Annotated in this window: 13 protein-coding genes, 1 tRNA gene and 1 pseudogene; 5 read left to right on the plus strand and 10 right to left on the minus strand. The window is 51.6% G+C overall.

Annotated features, from left to right (window positions below):
• Window positions 1-421 precede the first annotated feature (421 nt).
• The 5 genes from B5D40_RS03935 to B5D40_RS03955 form a co-directional block, all read right to left on the minus strand.
• Window positions 422-495, minus strand: a tRNA-Met gene (locus B5D40_RS03935).
• A gap of 86 nt (window positions 496-581) precedes the next feature.
• Window positions 582-1,739, minus strand: a complete 1,158-nt coding sequence (gene pgsA, locus B5D40_RS03940; RefSeq protein ID WP_078775856.1) for a CDP-diacylglycerol--glycerol-3-phosphate 3-phosphatidyltransferase — start codon at window positions 1,737-1,739, stop codon at window positions 582-584.
• Window positions 1,729-3,390 (minus strand): DNA repair protein RecN, encoded by a 1,662-nt coding sequence (gene recN / locus B5D40_RS03945; RefSeq protein WP_078775857.1) that lies wholly within the window; start codon window positions 3,388-3,390, stop codon window positions 1,729-1,731. The genes pgsA and recN overlap by 11 nt, the downstream gene beginning before the upstream one ends.
• A gap of 11 nt (window positions 3,391-3,401) precedes the next feature.
• A complete protein-coding gene (gene trmB / locus B5D40_RS03950; RefSeq protein ID WP_078775858.1) occupies window positions 3,402-4,151 on the minus strand; it encodes a tRNA (guanine(46)-N(7))-methyltransferase TrmB in 750 nt (249 codons plus the stop codon).
• Window positions 4,152-4,158: 7 nt separating this feature from the next.
• On the minus strand, window positions 4,159-5,070 hold the full coding sequence (locus B5D40_RS03955) for an MBL fold metallo-hydrolase (RefSeq protein WP_073305673.1): 912 nt from the start codon (window positions 5,068-5,070) through the stop codon (window positions 4,159-4,161).
• 544 nt (window positions 5,071-5,614) lie between these two features.
• Here B5D40_RS03955 and B5D40_RS03960 point away from each other — a divergent pair.
• The 5 genes from B5D40_RS03960 (at window position 5,615) to B5D40_RS03980 (ending at window position 10,327) form a co-directional block, all read left to right on the plus strand.
• The gene (locus tag B5D40_RS03960; protein WP_198951002.1) at window positions 5,615-5,947 is read left to right on the plus strand and encodes a cupin domain-containing protein; all 333 of its coding nucleotides are present in this window, start codon (window positions 5,615-5,617) and stop codon (window positions 5,945-5,947) included.
• A gap of 113 nt (window positions 5,948-6,060) precedes the next feature.
• Window positions 6,061-6,267: a hypothetical protein gene (locus tag B5D40_RS03965; RefSeq protein ID WP_078775859.1), complete on the plus strand. Its 207-nt coding sequence runs from the start codon at window positions 6,061-6,063 to the stop codon at window positions 6,265-6,267.
• A 55-nt stretch (window positions 6,268-6,322) separates the two neighbouring features.
• Window positions 6,323-7,888 carry a peptide chain release factor 3 gene (locus B5D40_RS03970; RefSeq protein WP_078775865.1) on the plus strand — a complete coding sequence of 522 codons (1,566 nt, stop codon included), beginning with the start codon at window positions 6,323-6,325 and terminating at the stop codon, window positions 7,886-7,888.
• 17 nt (window positions 7,889-7,905) lie between these two features.
• Entirely contained in the window at window positions 7,906-9,186 is a 1,281-nt protein-coding gene (locus B5D40_RS03975; RefSeq protein WP_078775860.1) for a CapA family protein, read from the plus strand.
• 22 nt (window positions 9,187-9,208) lie between these two features.
• Window positions 9,209-10,327, plus strand: a complete 1,119-nt coding sequence (locus tag B5D40_RS03980; protein ID WP_078775861.1) for a CobW family GTP-binding protein — start codon at window positions 9,209-9,211, stop codon at window positions 10,325-10,327.
• Window positions 10,328-10,429: 102 nt separating this feature from the next.
• On the opposite strand, the gene B5D40_RS03985 is transcribed toward B5D40_RS03980, so the two are convergent.
• The 5 genes and pseudogenes from B5D40_RS03985 to B5D40_RS16455 form a co-directional block, all read right to left on the minus strand.
• Window positions 10,430-11,896, minus strand: coding sequence for a leucyl aminopeptidase family protein (locus B5D40_RS03985; RefSeq protein WP_078775862.1), 1,467 nt, complete (start codon window positions 11,894-11,896; stop codon window positions 10,430-10,432).
• A gap of 138 nt (window positions 11,897-12,034) precedes the next feature.
• Window positions 12,035-13,051, minus strand: coding sequence for a hypothetical protein (locus B5D40_RS03990; RefSeq protein ID WP_078775866.1), 1,017 nt, complete (start codon window positions 13,049-13,051; stop codon window positions 12,035-12,037).
• Between the two features lie 258 nt (window positions 13,052-13,309).
• A complete protein-coding gene (locus B5D40_RS03995; protein WP_198951001.1) occupies window positions 13,310-15,508 on the minus strand; it encodes an OmpA family protein in 2,199 nt (732 codons plus the stop codon).
• A 167-nt stretch (window positions 15,509-15,675) separates the two neighbouring features.
• Window positions 15,676-15,963 (minus strand): T9SS type A sorting domain-containing protein, encoded by a 288-nt coding sequence (locus tag B5D40_RS04000; RefSeq protein ID WP_078775863.1) that lies wholly within the window; start codon window positions 15,961-15,963, stop codon window positions 15,676-15,678.
• 513 nt (window positions 15,964-16,476) lie between these two features.
• Window positions 16,477-16,752: pseudogene (locus tag B5D40_RS16455) on the minus strand (hypothetical protein); the annotation flags it as partial.

The following is a 16,752-nucleotide window of genomic DNA, read 5'->3' on the forward strand; positions in this document are numbered from 1 at the left end:
GCAAAGCCAACGAGCGTCAGGCGAGGAAAGAACGAATAGAATGTCGAATTCGCCTTTCTCCACGAAAAGGATTTCCGCGCTTCGCTCGCAATGACGGGCCGCTAGCTCGGATTGTTCCGCCTTTACAAACGTTCTTCCCGTCATTGCGAACCCTGCCGGGGTTATACGACACTTGTCAATTTATTGACTTAGTGGAGTTATCCTCTATGTGGATATACGACACTTGGTAACTTTGTTACCTTAGTGGAGTTATACTCGAAGTGTAGAAGCAATCCTTTTTCGCTGTAAGAACAAAAGCAAATACTTCTTCTGCTCACTCCGCTGGACTTTGAATGGGAAAGAAGCGATTACAAGCAAATCGGGTGGATTTTATATATAAGCCACAAAAAAAAAGCCCCGGATTTCTATCCGAGGCTTTTAGTAGCGGGGGCAGGACTTGAACGCTGCGACCTTTGGGTTATGAGCCCAACGAGCTACCAACTGCTCCACCCCGCGTCGAGGTGTGTGCCATTTCTAGCACGAAACCATATATAGTAAATCGAAATGGGTTTGGCAAGGGGTCGTCCCTCAAATAGGAGGGATTAGACGTATTTTTTGAGAATGTGCTTGGAAGAAACGAAATAATCGATGCCGCTTCCCAGTGTAATCGCCGTGATGACGCCCATGACGATTGTCGGGAAATGCTGCCATACCTTTTGGAATCCTTCCAGCTGTTGGATGGGGTCCAGCGCACCGACCAGAATGGCGACGATGCCGATTCCCTGCAAGGCGGTTTTCCACTTCCCGCTGCGCCGGGCGGGCATGACCAGGCCTTCGGCTGCGGCCAGAGTGCGGAGGGTTTCCACGCTGGCTTCGCGGAAGTAGATGAGGGCGACCATCCATACGGGAGCGTAGCCGGTCGCGATGAAGCACATGAAAATGGTCATGTTCGAGATCTTGTCGCTGAACGGATCCAGGTATTTGCCGAGAGTCGAGACTTCTCCCCATTTGCGAGCGAGGTGCCCGTCCAGATAATCCGTGAGCATGAATCCCAGAACCATCACCAGGGCGAGGACTTTAAAGACGAGATGGTTGTTGGTGTAATTGAGGTCGTTGTCGTAAAAGAAAATCCACAGGAAAAAAGGCGTGAGGACAATGCGGGTCATCGTGAGCTGGCTCGCGATGGAAAGCGGCTTGCGGTGGGCGGGGTCCCGGTAGAACCAGTAGAGGTAAGAGGCGGAGGCGGCTCCCATCAAAAGCATGCTGGCCACGACGCAAATCTGCTGGAACGGGTCGATGTTGAGGATGTAAACGAGCATCGTGATATTGATGGTCGTTGCCGATAGCTTTGACCAGACGTGCTTCCCGGGAAGTTTTTTCCCTTCTCGCAGGATGCTCAGCGAAAGAAGCGAGTGGGCGACGACGCGGATGAAGAGAAAGAGGCATCCGACCGAAAGCAGGATTTCAAAATCGTTATCCACGAAGTAGTTCCGGATAAGGATGCTGGTCATGACGGTGACGGAGAGGATTCCTTCAATGACGTTTAGCCAAAGCTGGTAGTAGGGTTCTTCAAATTCCTGGGTGCGCAGCTGCCAGTTGCTGAGCCACGAGATGATAAGGACGATAAGCGTTATCATGGCGGCGGTGTAGCTGTGCTGCGTCCAGATGGCGGCAATCAGGGGGATGAAAAGGGCCGCCCGGAAAATTCTCCAGATGCGTCCGTGCATCCGGATGGTTCGCAGTTTTTCTTTAAGAGGCATTGGCTTCCTCCAGAAGTTCTTTGGCGTGGGCGAGGGAAGTGGGCGATTTGGCGTCGCCGAGCATTCTCGCGATTTCGGTAATGCGTTGCGGATAGGTCAGAACATGGACCGTGGAAACGGTTCTCGCATCGCTGTTCTCGTGCTTTTCGACGGCCAGGTGGGATTTTGCTCGGCAGGCGACCTGCTGCAAATGGGTGATGGCGAGAATCTGGTGGAATTTGCCGATTTCCCGCAGGGCATGCCCGACGTTGTTCCCCACTTCGCCGCTGATGCCCGAATCCACTTCGTCAAAAACGAGGAGAGGAATGCTATCCCGTTCTGCCATGACTGATTTGAAAGCCAGCAGCACCCGGGAGAGTTCGCCGCCGGAGACCGCTGCGCGGAGCGGTTTTTGCCCTTCGCCGACATTGGGGGCGATGCAGAATTCGACACGGTCTTTGCCTGTCGCGGAAAAGGGCTCTTCGGAAATGTCGGTCACGAATTTCGCTTTGGGCATGCCGAGGGAATGCAGGACTTCTTCGACTTTGGCGTCGAGGGTCGCTTTGCCCGCTTGCCGTTTGCGGGATAGTTCATCGGCGAGGCGTGTCAATTCGTCTTTCGCTTTGCGGATGTTTTTTTGGATTTCGGCGAGGTCGGCGTCCAGATTTTCGAGGCTTTCAAGCTCCTGCTTTCTTTTTTCGAGCAGCTGGACTAACCCGCTTTCGTCGGTGCGGTATTTCCGCTTGAGCCGCTGGATGAGGGCGAGGCGGGAATTGGCGCGGTCGAGAGCCGCCGAATCGATTTCTTCGCCGGAGCCGACTTCCTGTAGGGCTTCTTCAATGAAAGAAAGCGAGTCGTAGGCGTCTCCGAGACGCTTTGCCCATTCGTCGGTTTCGGGAAGGACGGAGGCGAATTGCCGCACTTTCGCTTGGAATGTCTGAAATTCCGCCATGAGCCCGTTTTCGCCGTCGAACATGTTTCGCAGGCTTTGCACGGCGCGCATTTTGGCTTCGGATTTTGCCGCCGCCGAAGTCTTGGCTTCCAGCTCCGCTTCTTCGCCCAGACGCAGGGACGCTTTTTCCAGTTCGTTCTTTTGAAAAGTCAGGAATTCTTTTTGTTCGGCGAGGATTTTCGCGTTGTCTTCGGTTTCTTTCAGGCTGTTTTTCAGCTTTGTCCATTCGGCGTATTTCTGGGCGTAGATTTCCCTTTCCGCTTTGCATTCGCTGTAGGCGTCCAGCAAGTGCAGCTGGGTCCGCAAGTCGCGCAGGAGCAGCTGGTCGCTTTGCCCGTGCATCTGCACCAGGGTTTCGCCGAGTTCTTCGAGGGTTGCGTGATTGACGACAGTCCCGTTCACGCGCGTCCGGCTTTTTCCGCCGGCAAGGACTTCCCGCTGGATGATCAGTTCGTCGTCTCCGTCGATTTCCTGGGAGTCCAGGATGCGTTTCGCTTCTTCGTTTTTCGAAATGTCGAATGTCGCTTCGACGGTCGCCTTGGTCGCTCCGTGACGAATCATCGCCGGGGTGGTTTTTCCGCCGACGACGGTGCGGAGTGCGCCCATCAGAACGGATTTGCCCGCTCCGGTTTCTCCGGTGATTGCCGAAAAGCCGGTTTTAAAATGGATGGTGCATTCTTCGATGAGTGCGAAATTATGGATAGAGAGCTGCTGCAGCATGGTTTCCGCTTTTATTCGGCCTTGTCAAATTCAATGATACTACGATATATCGGTCGGCCTTCTTGCCGATATTTCTTTTCAAAATTGGTCATGATCCCTTCGGTCGGGGTGGCGGTGTTGCGTTCCAGGACGGTCGCGCCGCAGAAATGGTCGAAGGTTTCCAAAGCCACTTCGTTGTATTCCTTGTGGTCGGTGCCCCAGAAGAAAAGGCGCTTTCCCGGTTTGAGGACCCGGGCGACTTCCGTCAGAAATTCTGGACGCAGTAAACGATTTTTGTGGTGACGTTCCTTGGGCCAGGGATCCGGAAAATACATGTGGAACGCATCGACGGAATTGCTCTGTACCCTGTCCCGCAGAAAATAGAAGACGTCGCCCCGGAGCATTGCCGTGTTCTCGCCGACTCCGTTTCGCATTTCCCGGCTTGCGGCGTAATGCGCCCAGGTCAAATCCCATTCGCTTCCTAAAATGGAAATTTCCGGGTGCCTTTTGCCGTATTCGACCAGAAAGCCGCCCTTGCCGGAGCCGATTTCAATTTCGATGTGCCCGTTGTGGTTCGGAAAAATCTCTTTCCAGTCCAAGGGGTGCTTGTCCGGCTGGTTGTCGGGAGTCTGGACGGGCTTTCGCGTTCCGGGAAGATGGCGGTGAACAAAGTGCCACAGGCAAGGGTATTCCTTGTCCCGATTCAAGTCCCTGTAAAATTCGGGAATGACGATTTCTTTTTTTTCTTTGGGCTTTGCCGCGTTTTGGATTTCTTCGTTCATGTTCGCCTTAAATAAATGCGATGATTTTTTCCTGAAATTCTTCGGGAATTTTCTTTTGGAGGGTTTCCAGAATATGTTCCGCGGAATACTTCATCGAAAAATGATTGAGTACGACGTGCTTGCATTTCATCGTGTCGCCGTATTTTTGAAGAGCTTCGGCGATAGCGGAAATGTGGGTGTGTCCCTTTTTTTGCGCCATTTCCTCTTCTTCGTCGTCGAGGAATGTGCATTCCGTGACCAGGATTTCGGAATCCCAGACGGATTGAAGGTTCGGGTCCAGCAGGTTTTCGCCCAGACTGTCGCCCATGAAAGTGATCAGCGGGTCAAAAACCTCCCGGGTGATGCACGTTCCCTTTTGACGAAGTTCGATCAGCTTGGAGGAATCCAGCCCCAGAAATTCGTCCTTGAGTTTGTTCTTGTGGTTGTACAGGGTAATTCCCATAGCGGGCAAAAAATGTTTGCCGAGCGAGGCGTGGCGCACGTTGAACGCTTCGATGTAAAGATCCTTGCGGTAAGCAAGGGCCTGCTTTTCTCCGGCTTTTACGGGAATTATCTTGGGCAGTTTAAAACGGCTTTCGGGAACGCCTTCAAAGGAAGCTTCGGCGTGAATCCACTCTTCCGCTCCGGGAACGAGTTCCTCGGGAATGTAATAAACCGACGGCTTTTCTACCCCCATCATCCGGCGCAGACTGTGATGCCGCATAAGGCAGCGGCTGTGGTCGCCGTGGGCGTGCGTCAAAAAAACATGGTCGATGCCGATTGCCGAAATGGGGCATTCTCCCATATCCACGCAAAAATTGTGTTCGGGAAGCTGTAAATACGTTGCCAGCCCCGAAACGGAAAATCCGCAAAGTCGAACTTTGCCTACGTGGAGTCGAACTTGACGCAAAGCGTTGTGCAGGGATTTGTTTTCTTGCATTTCGGCATCAAAGATAGCAAGTTTTTCTAGGATGACGGAAGACCGGTCGGGAAAGTTCCCAAGGAAAAAAGGGAATTGTGGACAATCTTCCACTAAATACTCTTAATAATTTTTTTTCAAAGAGTGAACTTCTTTTCAAAGCAAGCATTTCTTTTTCTCTAAGAGAATTCTTTTTCAAAACGAGGCGTTTTCTTTCTCAAGGCGAATTCTTCTCGCAGACCGCGAGGCGCTTGCCTACGCCCATGAGCCTTGGAAGCTCCGCTTCCTTTAGACGAATTGTCTCTTCCAGGGATACTTCAACTACGGAATCGGAGATTCCTAGTTTCAGGGATGCCTTGTAGGCTGGCGGGCGGAATGAAATGTGTTACGTCGCGAGAGGGGATATCATCTTTTTCACAAGGAGAACTCAGTTATCAGTTCCAACTCCCAACTTCCAACTCCCAACTTTCACCTAACCACACGTTCTCGCACTCTAAAAAATGAAAGAACATTCCTGCTTTGAAAATCGGATATATATTTAAGAAGCGAAACATTTGAGGTATGTATGCTCATAGACTTTAATCAAATCGAAGCGATTCGCGGACCGGGAATGAACCACGGTTCCGGGGAAATGTCTGCACAGGTGTTCGATTGCGAACAGGGAAAATTCGTCATCACGCGAATACACCCGTTCGGATCCATCGGCATTCACGAACAGAAACTGGGTGACGACATCAATTACGTCATTTCGGGCACGGGAACCGCCTATGTCGATGGCAAAGAGGAAGCCCTTTATCCGGGCTGCTGCCATATTTGCCCCAAAGGTTCCCGCCATAAAATCATGAACACGGGAATTGACGATCTGGTGCTTTTTACGGCGATTGTCGATAGGGGATAGCCGAAAACGCCAAAAAAAGTTGCATTTCTGTAAAAAAAGAATAGTTTTGTCCAAGGGTTTTCTCTTTTTTTGGAGATACGGACGTCACATTTTCCTTTAAGGAGTTTTATACTATGCGCGATCTTCTCGATAAGTTGCTCAAAATGGGGTATTCAGTTCTTTTTTCTGTCGAAGGCGGTTTTCCTGTTGTCCGCATCATTCAGGGGACGGACGTGGAGCGTCCGGTAAAGAGCTGTAGTCTGGGGTCCGGGGATTTTCGGGAGAGCATTGAAGAAACCCTCCAGTCCATGATTCTGGATTTGGAAAGGCATCCCAATTAACCGAATGTAATTTTCTATATTTGGCCTCGTAAAAAATACGAGGCCTATTTTGTCTATTCATCCCGAAATTGCCAAACGACGTACTTTTGCCATTGTCAGCCATCCGGATGCCGGCAAGACGACCATTACCGAAAAATTCCTGTGGTTCGGGAAAGTGATTCGGGAAGCGGGCCATGTCCGCGCCAAGGCGAATCGCAGCTATACGGTCAGCGACTGGATGAAAATCGAACAGGACCGCGGCATTTCCGTTTCGAGTTCGGTTCTGAATTTTCCGTTTGAAGATTGCTGGTTCAATCTGGTCGATACGCCGGGGCACCAGGACTTTTGCGAAGACACCTATCGGGCGCTTACCGCCGTCGATTCCGCGCTGGTTCTGATTGACAGCGTGAACGGTGTGGAAAAGCAGACGATCAAGCTGATGGAAGTCTGCCGGATGCGCCATACGCCCATCATTACGTTTATCAATAAGATGGATTTGGATGGTCGTCCCGTTTTGGACTTGCTGGATCAGATTGAATCGGTGCTGAAAATCAAGGCGATTCCTTTTACCCTTCCGATTGGCGTCGGGAAGCTTTTCAAGGGCGTCTATTCCATTGCGGACAACACTTTCAACGTGTATGATGAAAAGTCGGGGCATCAGGAAATTCTCCAGATGACGGGTCCCGACGATCCGAGGCTTGTGGAATTGTGCGGTGAAAACTGGGTGAAGCCGTTCCGGGAAGAATACGACATCGTTACGGGAGGAATGGACCCCTTTGACCATGAACTTTTTTTGAAAGGCGAAATGTGCCCGGTTTTCTTTGGCAGCGCCGTGAACAATTTTGGAGTCCGTCAGCTGTTGAACGCTTTTGCGAGTCTAGCGCCGGCGCCTATGCCGCGGGAAACGGACAAGCGGATGGTGGAACCCGGAGAATCGGATTTCAGCGGTTTTGTTTTTAAAATTCAGGCGAACATGGACCCGAAGCACCGCGACCGGACGGCTTTTTTGCGTATTTGCTCCGGGGAATTTCAGCGCGGGGACAAGGTCTTTCACGTGCGTTCAGGGCGGGAAATCCGGCTGGCGGCCCCGACGGCGTTTTTGGCGAAGGACAAGGAAGTCATCGATACCGCTTGGGCGGGAGACATTGTGGGCATTAACGACCCCGGGCTTTTCCATATCGGCGATACGCTGACGAAAGGCGAAAAAATCAATTTTTCGGGCATCCCGGATTTTGCTCCGGAACATTTTGCGCGCGTCTCCCTTTTGAATCCGCTCAAGTCGAAGCAGCTTGCGAAAGGGCTCAAGGAATTGACGGAAGAGGGCGCGACCCAGCTTTACCAGCCTTTTAAATCAGCGATTCCCGTAATTGGCGTCGTCGGTGAATTGCAGTTTGACGTGCTGAAATTCCGCTTGATGTCGGAATACGGCGCAGACGTTTCCTTGGATCGCATTCCCTCTTACGGGGTTCGCTGGATTGTCGGGGATGCCGCCGAAGTGGACAAGTTCGTGGACGAAAACGGCATCGATTGCATGCGGGACAAGGAAGAACGCTTTGTGTGCCTGTTCCCGAATGAATACCGCCTGAGTCTGGCGATGAAGAATTTTCCGAATCTCCAGTTCCGGGAAACTTCTTTGGGGTAAATGGGACGGGGGACTTTATGAAATGGCATTCCGTTTTCAAATGGGCCGTGTGGCTGGTCGTTTTAACACTTGCGGCGTGCAGCAATTCTAAAAAGCAGCAAGTTCCCGCAGAAGAGTCGCCTTCCGTTCCGATTGTCGAGCAGCCGAAGCCCGCAGAAATTCCGGAGCTTCCGGCATCCGCTCCAGAAGAAACCCGCACGGACAAGGCGGACACTTCGGAGGTTTCCTTTTTGGCGATAGGCGACGTGCTTTTTCACACGCCCCTTTTCAAAGCCTGCAAGGAAGATTCGGCGTTTTGCCATTTTGAATATGTGTTCGCTCCGTGGGAAAAGGATATTGCGGCTGCGGACATTGCGGTCGTCAATCAGGAGACCATATTTGTCCCGCGCAGCGATGGGTATGCGTCGTATCCGAGTTTCGGTTCTCCGGAAGAAGTTGGGCTTGCGGAAATCGCTGCAGGGTTTGATTTGGTGACGCACGCGACGAATCATACAATCGACCGGGGCGAAAAAGCGGTGGATTACACCATCGCCTTTTGGAAGGACAAGCCCGCCAAGGCGTTGGGAATTCATGCGACGGAAGCGGACCGCGATTCCGTTTTCGTTTTGGACAAAAAGGGAATCCGTTTTGCGTTTGTCAATTTCACTTATGGTTTGAACGGGCAAAAGCTGCCTGCGGATCGCCCCTATCTGGTGGACCTTCTGGATTCCGGAAATCTCTGGTTGAAACAAATTCAACGCGCCGATTCCCTTGCGGAAGTCACCGTGGCGTTCCTGCATTTTGGAACGGAGTATGTGGAATTGCCGTCTCCCGAAGCGATGCGGCAAGCGGAACTCGCGATTGATGCGGGGGCGGATATTGTCGTGGGAACGCATCCGCACGTGATTGAGCCTTATGGCGTTTATACGACAAAGTCGGGAAACCGCGCTCTGGTTTATTGGTCTCTCGGCAATTTCGTTTCGAACCAGCAGCAGCTGGAAACAAATCTGGGCGGCGTGGCGAAATTCACCGTGCGCAAAATCCAAACGGCGGATTCTTCGAAAATCGAAATTACGCAGGCTCTGTTTGAAGGTTCTGTCACGCAGCAGGAAGTGGGGAATTATCATGCCGTGCCGCTTTCGGCGTATTCGGATTCCCTTTCTCAAAGGCATCTGCTCAAGGCGAAAGTTCCCGCTTTCAATTTGGAAAATTTGCAGGCGCACTTTCAGAAAAATTTGGAAAATGCCAAAAATTGCCAGACCGAAGATCCGGCGGGACATTTGCCTCTCGCCATTGGCAATCCCTCTTTTAAAAAGTGATTTTGTTTATCAAGGAGATTCTATGAAGTCCGTTCCTATCACTCTTCTTGCCGGTTATCTCGGAGCCGGAAAGACCACGCTTTTGAACCATGTTTTGAACAACCAGCAGGGTTATCGGGTCGCGGTCATCGTCAATGACATCGGCGAAGTGAACATTGACCAGACGCTCATTGAAAAAGGCGGAAACGTGCAGCAGAAAGACGCCGTCGTCCCGCTTTCCAATGGTTGCATTTGCTGCACCCTGAAAACGGATCTTTTGGAACAGATTGCGCAGATTCTGGAACAGGGCAAGTTCGATTACATTCTGATTGAAGCGAGCGGCATTTGCGAACCGCTTCCCATTGCGCAGACGATTACCCTGATGGGTTCCAAGCTGAAAAGTCGGGACGGCAAACCGCTGCCGTGCCACTTGGACGGGATTATTTCCGTGGTGGACGTATTGCGACTGGCGACGGAATTTGGAGCCGGGGAAAAACTTCTGGACGAGAATATGGACGAAGAAGACGTGTCCAGCCTACTCGTGCAGCAGATTGAATTTTGCAACACGATTGTCCTGAACAAAGTGGACAGCATTTCCGCGGAAGATCTGAAGCACGTTCGCGCCGTCGTCCGCGCCTTGCAGCCCGAAGCCAAAATGATCGAAACCAATTTTGGCAAGGTGGAAATGGCGGATATTCTGGATACGAAGCTTTTTGATTTTGCCAAGGTTTCCAATTCGGCGGCGTGGGTCAAACAGTTGAACGAACCCGAAGAAGAGGAAGAAGGGGAGTCCGAAGAATATGGCATCGGCACTTTTGTTTATCGGGAACACCGTCCGTTCAACCGGGAAAAGCTGGAAGCGTTTTTAGACGATTATCCGAACAGCATTATCCGGACCAAGGGGATTCTCTGGTTCGACGATGACCGCACCTATTCTTATCTCTTTGAACAGGCGGGAAAGGATGCGAGCGTTCATTGTCTGGGACGCTGGATTGCCTCGCTGAACAAGGGGGAACAGGAACGCGCCTTGGAAGAGGAACCCGAAGTCCGCAAAATGTGGGATGAAAAATACGGCGACCGTGAAATCCGTCTTGTCTTTATCGGGCAACGCATGGATAAGGCGGAAATCGTCCAGTCCTTGAATGCGTGCTTGGGCGAATAAAAACTTTCCGATAAAAGAAAATAGCGAAACACGGAGTTTCGCTATTTTTATATCCACCGGACGTTTCGGCAATTCAAAAGAAGTGCCGCCCGCGATAGAAAATTACTCCTCTTGGGAGGTTCCGAGTTGCCGAAGCATTTCGAGCAGGGTCTGCACGCCGAATCCCGTCGCTCCGTAAGAAGTGTATTTCCAGGCTTGCGTCGTGTAGGCGGGACCCGCGATATCGAAGTGCGCCCATTTGACATCTTCGGGAACAAATTCCCGCAGGAACAGGGCGGCGAGAATTGCCCCGGCGCTTTTTCCCACATTGGAAAGGTCCGCATAATGGTCTTCGAGTTCTTTGAAGTATTCGTCTTCAAGCGGCATCTGCCAGAACTTTTCGCAAGCGGCGTTGCCTGCCTGAATGACTTGTTTCGCCAATTCGTCATCGTTGGCGAAAAATCCTGCGATGCTGGGGCCAAGAGCCCGAACCATGGCTCCGGTAAGGGTTGCCAAATCGATAATGTGGGTCGCACCGCTTTCGGCTGCGGCGCAAAGACCATCCGAAAGAACCAGGCGGCCTTCGGCATCCGTGTTGCCAATGGCGACTGTTTTGCCGTTCTTGGTCGTAAAGATGTCGCCGGGCAGCATGGCTCCCGAACCGATGCGGTTTTCGGCAAGGCAAAGATAGGCCGACATTTTCACGGGGAGTTTGAGTTCGGCTGCGGCGCAGATGGCGGCAAGGGCAGCAGCCGCTCCGCTCATGTCGCTGATCATTTCCTGCATTCCGCGGGCGGTTTTTAGGGAAATGCCGCCGGTGTCAAAGGTGATTCCTTTTCCGACAAGGGCCAAGTGGACGTTGTCCGCGGCGTTTTTGGGATTGTAGCTGAGCTTGATCATGCAGGGTTCAAATCGGCTGCCGCTGCCTACGGTCAAAAGGCCGTTGAATCCGTTTTTGGCAAGAATTCGAGAATTGAGAATCGTGATCGAGAGTCCCGGAACCCGGTGAGCCTCTTGAATGGCAGTTTTGGCGAAGGCGTCCGGATTCAATTCGGAACCGGTCGTATTCACCCAGTTTTTGCAAAGGCCGATGTAATGCTGTTCTACGGCAACTTCGGCGGCAATCTTTTCAAAATCCTTGGCCCGGGAGTCCGCTTCGATTTCATAGGTGACGCAGAAATTGTCCGGAGTTTTGCTTTTGTATTTGGAAAAATGATAATCGCTGTAATAAATGCCGTGGAGAATCGCTTTGAATTGTTCGTCGTCGGCGTCGGCAAGAAGAAGCTTGACGGTTTTAAATTGCTTTTGGCTTGCGCGCTTCCCCAGCCTGTAGCCTGCCATCCGGAGTTGATCCAGCGCAGAAAGCCCGCGGTCTTTGGCGGCGTCGATGAAAATGGTCTTGTGTCCGTCGATGTCGGCAATGTCCGAGTCCTGGGAAATGCCTTTGGCGACTTCGGAAAGAAAATGGGAAACCTGGATTTCTCCATTTTCGCTCAGCACAGAAGAAAATTGGATCGCTTTTTTGACGAAGAAAAGAGCGTGGGCGTCTGTATTGTCGGTAACGTGTTTAGCAATTTTGATCTTTATCATGTTTTTAAAAATAGAAATTTATCGGGTGTTGCGAAAATTTCTTGGTGAAGGGCGCGAGGGCGAAAAACGTCTTATGCCAAACAAAAAAGCCTGCTCGCGGAAGTCCGTTGCGCAGGCCGTTTGTCATTTTGAAATTCGTTATTTGATGGTCGTTGTAAAGCGCAGGGCGACGGCGACATCGTCAAGTTCTTTTTCGCTGAAAACATTGAATTGCGCTTTTGTGCGTCCGTAGGATTTGACCAGTCCGACCGTCCAGGCGAAATCGTCCGCATCGGCATTCAGTTCGTCGCGGTTGCCGACGTGTTCCAATTCAAACATCAGATGGTCGAGGAATCCCATCGTGGGAATTTCCAGGCCGACGTAAAAAGGAAGATGCTCGGAGCCTTGTGCGTATTCCGGTTTGATGGCGTTGCCCGCGGCGATGCTTTCTGCGTTCACGTCGCTGTCTTCGGTGGTTTTAATGTAGGCGATTTCCCCGTAGATCCGCAGATTTTTGACGAAGGAATAAGAAACGTATCCGGAGACACGATGTGTCTGGGTGGCCGGCTGGTTCATGGCGTCAAGGGCGTTTACGCGGTAGGCGACGGCGATTTCCAGCGGGAAGCTGAATTTCAGGCGTTCTTCCACGCGGACATAGCCGGTGTTGAATTGATTGTCGGAAGTGGCGAGCATCGCCTTGAATGCGGACGGTCCGAAGTTCCAGCCGAGTTCAAAAGCGTCATGCGAATAATCGCGCATCATCATGCCGCGGCGGTTGAGTGCCGGATCGACATAGGTACCGAAATTGCCGGAATTGCTCCAGTCGGTTTTCCAATGCCCGAGTTTCAGGTTCAGCGCATGATCCCCGAGACGGTATTTGTAATTGGCCCAATAGAGGTCGGCGAGAAATTTGTCGTATTCCTTGCCGTCGATTTTATTCCCGAAATGCGGACCGAACATGCGAATCATGATTTGGGCGTCAAAATTTTCGGATTTGTACATTCCGCCGAGATTGGCGCGGAACCAGAAGGATTCCAGACCGTCGTCGTTATTGTTGGCGACCGCCTGCGTCTGGATATTTCCTTTAAAGGCAAAGTTTTCGGCGATATCCGCTGCAAATGCGTTCACGGAAAAGACAAAAGCGATGGCAGCAGTTGTTTTGAAAATATTCTTCATTTCAACTCCTTGAAAAGGCGGGTAAAATTTATTAAAAAAGGAAAGCTTTGGGGTGGGAATGGCATTTTTTAGTGGGGAAGTCATCTTTTTCAAAACGTGAATTTCTCTTTCGCAATAAAAATTTTTCTCGCGGACTTGGATATTTCTTTTGCAGGAAATAAGTTGCACGAACACTTGCTGGGTTAAAAGAAGTACAAAAGGGCGCAAAAAACCGGTCCCATACGGGACCGGCAAAGTTTTCCTTTTTAAGATATGCGATTAGTCTTTCTGGAAAGGTACCAGTTCCACGCGGCGGTTCTGGGTGCGGCCTTTCTTGGTTTTATTGTCTGCAATCGGCTTGCTGGAGCCGAAGCCGACGGCGCGCACTCTGTCGCTGGAAATGCCTTTCTTGACGAAGTAATTGACGACTGTTTGCGCACGTTCCTGAGAAAGCTTGTTGTTCAATTCCTCGGAGCCGGTGTTGTCCGTATGTCCCTGTACTTCCAGATTGGCTTGCGGAATCTGGTTCAACAGGCGAACGATGTCGTCCAGAGTTGCATAGGACGCTTTTGTCAGTTCCGCCGAGTTGGATTTGAATTGGATTCCCTGTTTCAACTTGCTGAGGTCCTGCTTCTTATTTACAGGGCATCCCTTGTTGTCGATTTTTACGCCGGGCAGGGTATTCGGGCATTTGTCCGAAATATCGGGTACGCCGTCCTGATCGCTGTCGAGCGGGCATCCTGTGGAATCCACCGGTTCGCCTTCCTGGGAATTGGGGCACTTGTCGAAGGAATCGGGCACGCCGTCCTTGTCTCCGTCGAGCGGGCATCCCAACGTATCGACCGAAACGCCTTCCTTGGTATTCGGGCACTTGTCAAAGGAGTCCGCCACGCCGTCCTTGTCGCTGTCGGCGGGGCATCCCGTGGAATCGACCGTAATGCCTTCTTTGGAATTGGGGCACTTGTCAAAGGAATCGGGAACGCCGTCCTTGTCGCTGTCGAGCGGGCAACCGATGGAATCGACCGAGACGCCTTCCTTGGTATTCGGGCACTTGTCAAAGGAGTCCGCCACACCGTCCTTGTCGCTGTCGGCGGGGCATCCCGTGGAATCGACCGTAATGCCTTCTTTGGTGTTCGGGCATTTGTCGGCGGAATCAGGCACGCCGTCCTTGTCGCTGTCAAGCGGGCAACCTGTGGAATCAATCGAAGTTCCTTCCTGGGTGTTCAGGCACTTGTCAAAGGAATCGGGGATGCCGTCCTTGTCGCTGTCGAGCGGGCAACCGATGGAATCGACCGCCACGCCCTGCGGCGTATTCGGACATTTGTCCTGGAAGTCGGGAATCGAGTCCTTGTCGCTGTCGAGCGGGCAGCCCTTTTCGTCGATAGGAGCATCCTTCGGGGTGTGCGGGCAAAGGTCTTTTTTGTCGTCGATACCGTCGCCGTCGCTATCCTTGGGCGTGGAGCCGCCGAGTCTCCAGCCGATTAACGCAGACACGCCGTAATGCGCTTCGTTCTGGACGTAGGTTTTGGATTTGATGCCGTCTTCGCTTTCGTGATAGATGGAGAAGCCGTGTCCCTGCTCCATTTCCTTTTCGGTATCGAATGTCGGGTTGTTGAAATTCTTCAGGCCGATGTCCAGACCGAGAGCAACATCGATATGGTAAGGCAGATGGAAGCGCACACCGGGAGTCAGCACCATCGGATCCAGATCATAGGGCATTCTGGGGATGTGGGTTTCTTCGATGCGGGTTTCCGCGTTGAATTCCAAGAAGGCATCCAACAGGGGGTTGATGATGTAGTTGGCGGCGGCTCCCCAAATCAGGGTGTTTGCGCCGTAGTCGATGGTCGCGACATAGCCCGCGTAGGCGTTGAAGCGCAGAGGAACGTCGATTTTCGTCAAGTCCGCGGTTCCGATAAGGCTCGCCGAGAGGATGATCTGGTCGGCGGTGAATGCCTGCGTCGCACCGTCGTTCATGTACCAGACGTGACGGACTCTGGCACCGTAGCCGGTTTCTCCGGTCGGAACGGACATCTGCAAAAGCAAAGCCACTTGGAACGGATTGCTCTCTTTCAGGAAGGGCGCGCGGATTTTGGTCCACAGTTCCAAATCGCCGAAACCTGCCGCCCAGAGTTCTGCCGCCCCCGCCATTCCATCGTCGATATGGTCGTAGTAGTAGGGCATCGAAAGGCCGACATCCAAGAAGGGGAGCAGGCCGACTGCCGCATACAAGTTAAAATCAAAGGATGGGGAATTTTTGGGCATTGCGTAGGTTTTTCCGTTTACGGAATAAATACCGCCGCGGGACATTGCCCAGCTGTCGAGAGTTCCGCTCATTCCCAAACCGGCACTGACTCCCCATTGACCCAATGTCCAAGCGTTTTGCTGATGAAGCCCATCGCTTCCGCCTTTTAATCCGCTCTGCGCCATACTAACCGCAGCCGCTAAAAGCACTACGGACGTTACTTTTTTTAGATTCATCGAATCCTCCTTATAAAAATCGCGCAAAATATAAAAAAGATGTGTTTTTTTTCAATTTGTTCGGTTAAAATATGGTGACGAAGCGAAATGGAATGTGACAGCGAACAAAGCCCGCTTGGCGAATAGGCTGGCTTGTGGATTTAGCGTTTTGAAATGGCCGGGTGAAATTAGCGGACGATGATTTTTTTGATGCCGAAACGGGGAATATCCACCAGGTAAATTCCCGGCCTGAAATTTTGGACGGAAATGCTTTCGTTTGTGGAAATCGAAGGCTGGCTGTAAAACTCTTTGCCGTTGATGTCAAGAATCCGAAGGGATGCACTCTTGGAGGAATGCGTCATCCGCAGGGTCTTGCCGTTTACGACGACCGAGAACGTCGGGCGTTGCGGAATCGTTTTTAACGGAAGCGGTAAAAATTTGGAGGGCGTCTCGTCGTAGCGGGTGGCGAGATCCATCAGGAACCATGTGGAATGGGGAAGCCACTGTTCAATCCAGTGCCAGTTTTAGCGCGTTTTCACGTGAAAATTGTCCGCCGTGGTTCGACAAGCGGTTACCGAGCTTGCCGAGGTGCACCAACCAGCGGTTCCTGAGTTTATCGAAGGGCTCAGGGACCGATTGGGAGTCGGAACTGATTACTGATAACCGAGTTCCCCCTTGCGGAAGAAAAAGCCCCGTTTGAAAAAATTCCCCCTTCTCGCTATGGCGCAATATCCAATTCCACCCCACAAAACCAAAACTTCCAACTACAAAGCGTGGCGGGGGATAGGGTGAAGGGAAAAGGGGCCGCCCATGAGTCTTAAGAGTTTTACTCTTTTAGACGAATTGTCCCTGGAAGGGAGCCTTTGCTAAAGCGAGCACCTCGCAGTCTGCGAAAAGAAATTCCCCTTCTGAAAAGGAAATTCACGCTTTGAAAAAAAATTATTTGAGGGTATTTGGAGGAAGATTGTATATAGTCAGCCCTTAAAAAGTCACTTTGCGAACGCAAGATAAGGACGTTCGCATTTTTTGTTCATTCCGTTCCACAGAAGGCAAAAACAGTACAGCCATTCCAACAGAACAAAAAAGCGCCTCATGGCCCTCTTGAAGTTGAACGCCGCCGCAGCAAGCTTTGCGTTGAGCATGTCGCCAAAGATTCCCTTGTAGAAGTTGCGACCCATGCGGTGGTCGCTCTTCAAGTGACCATTGATTGGTTCGATGCCAGCCCTCTTGCAAAAAAGCTTGTGAGCCTTTTTCTTCTGGTAGTA

Origin of the sequence: Fibrobacter intestinalis (assembly GCF_900167415.1) — a bacterium.
Lineage (GTDB): Bacteria > Fibrobacterota > Fibrobacteria > Fibrobacterales > Fibrobacteraceae > Hallerella > Hallerella intestinalis.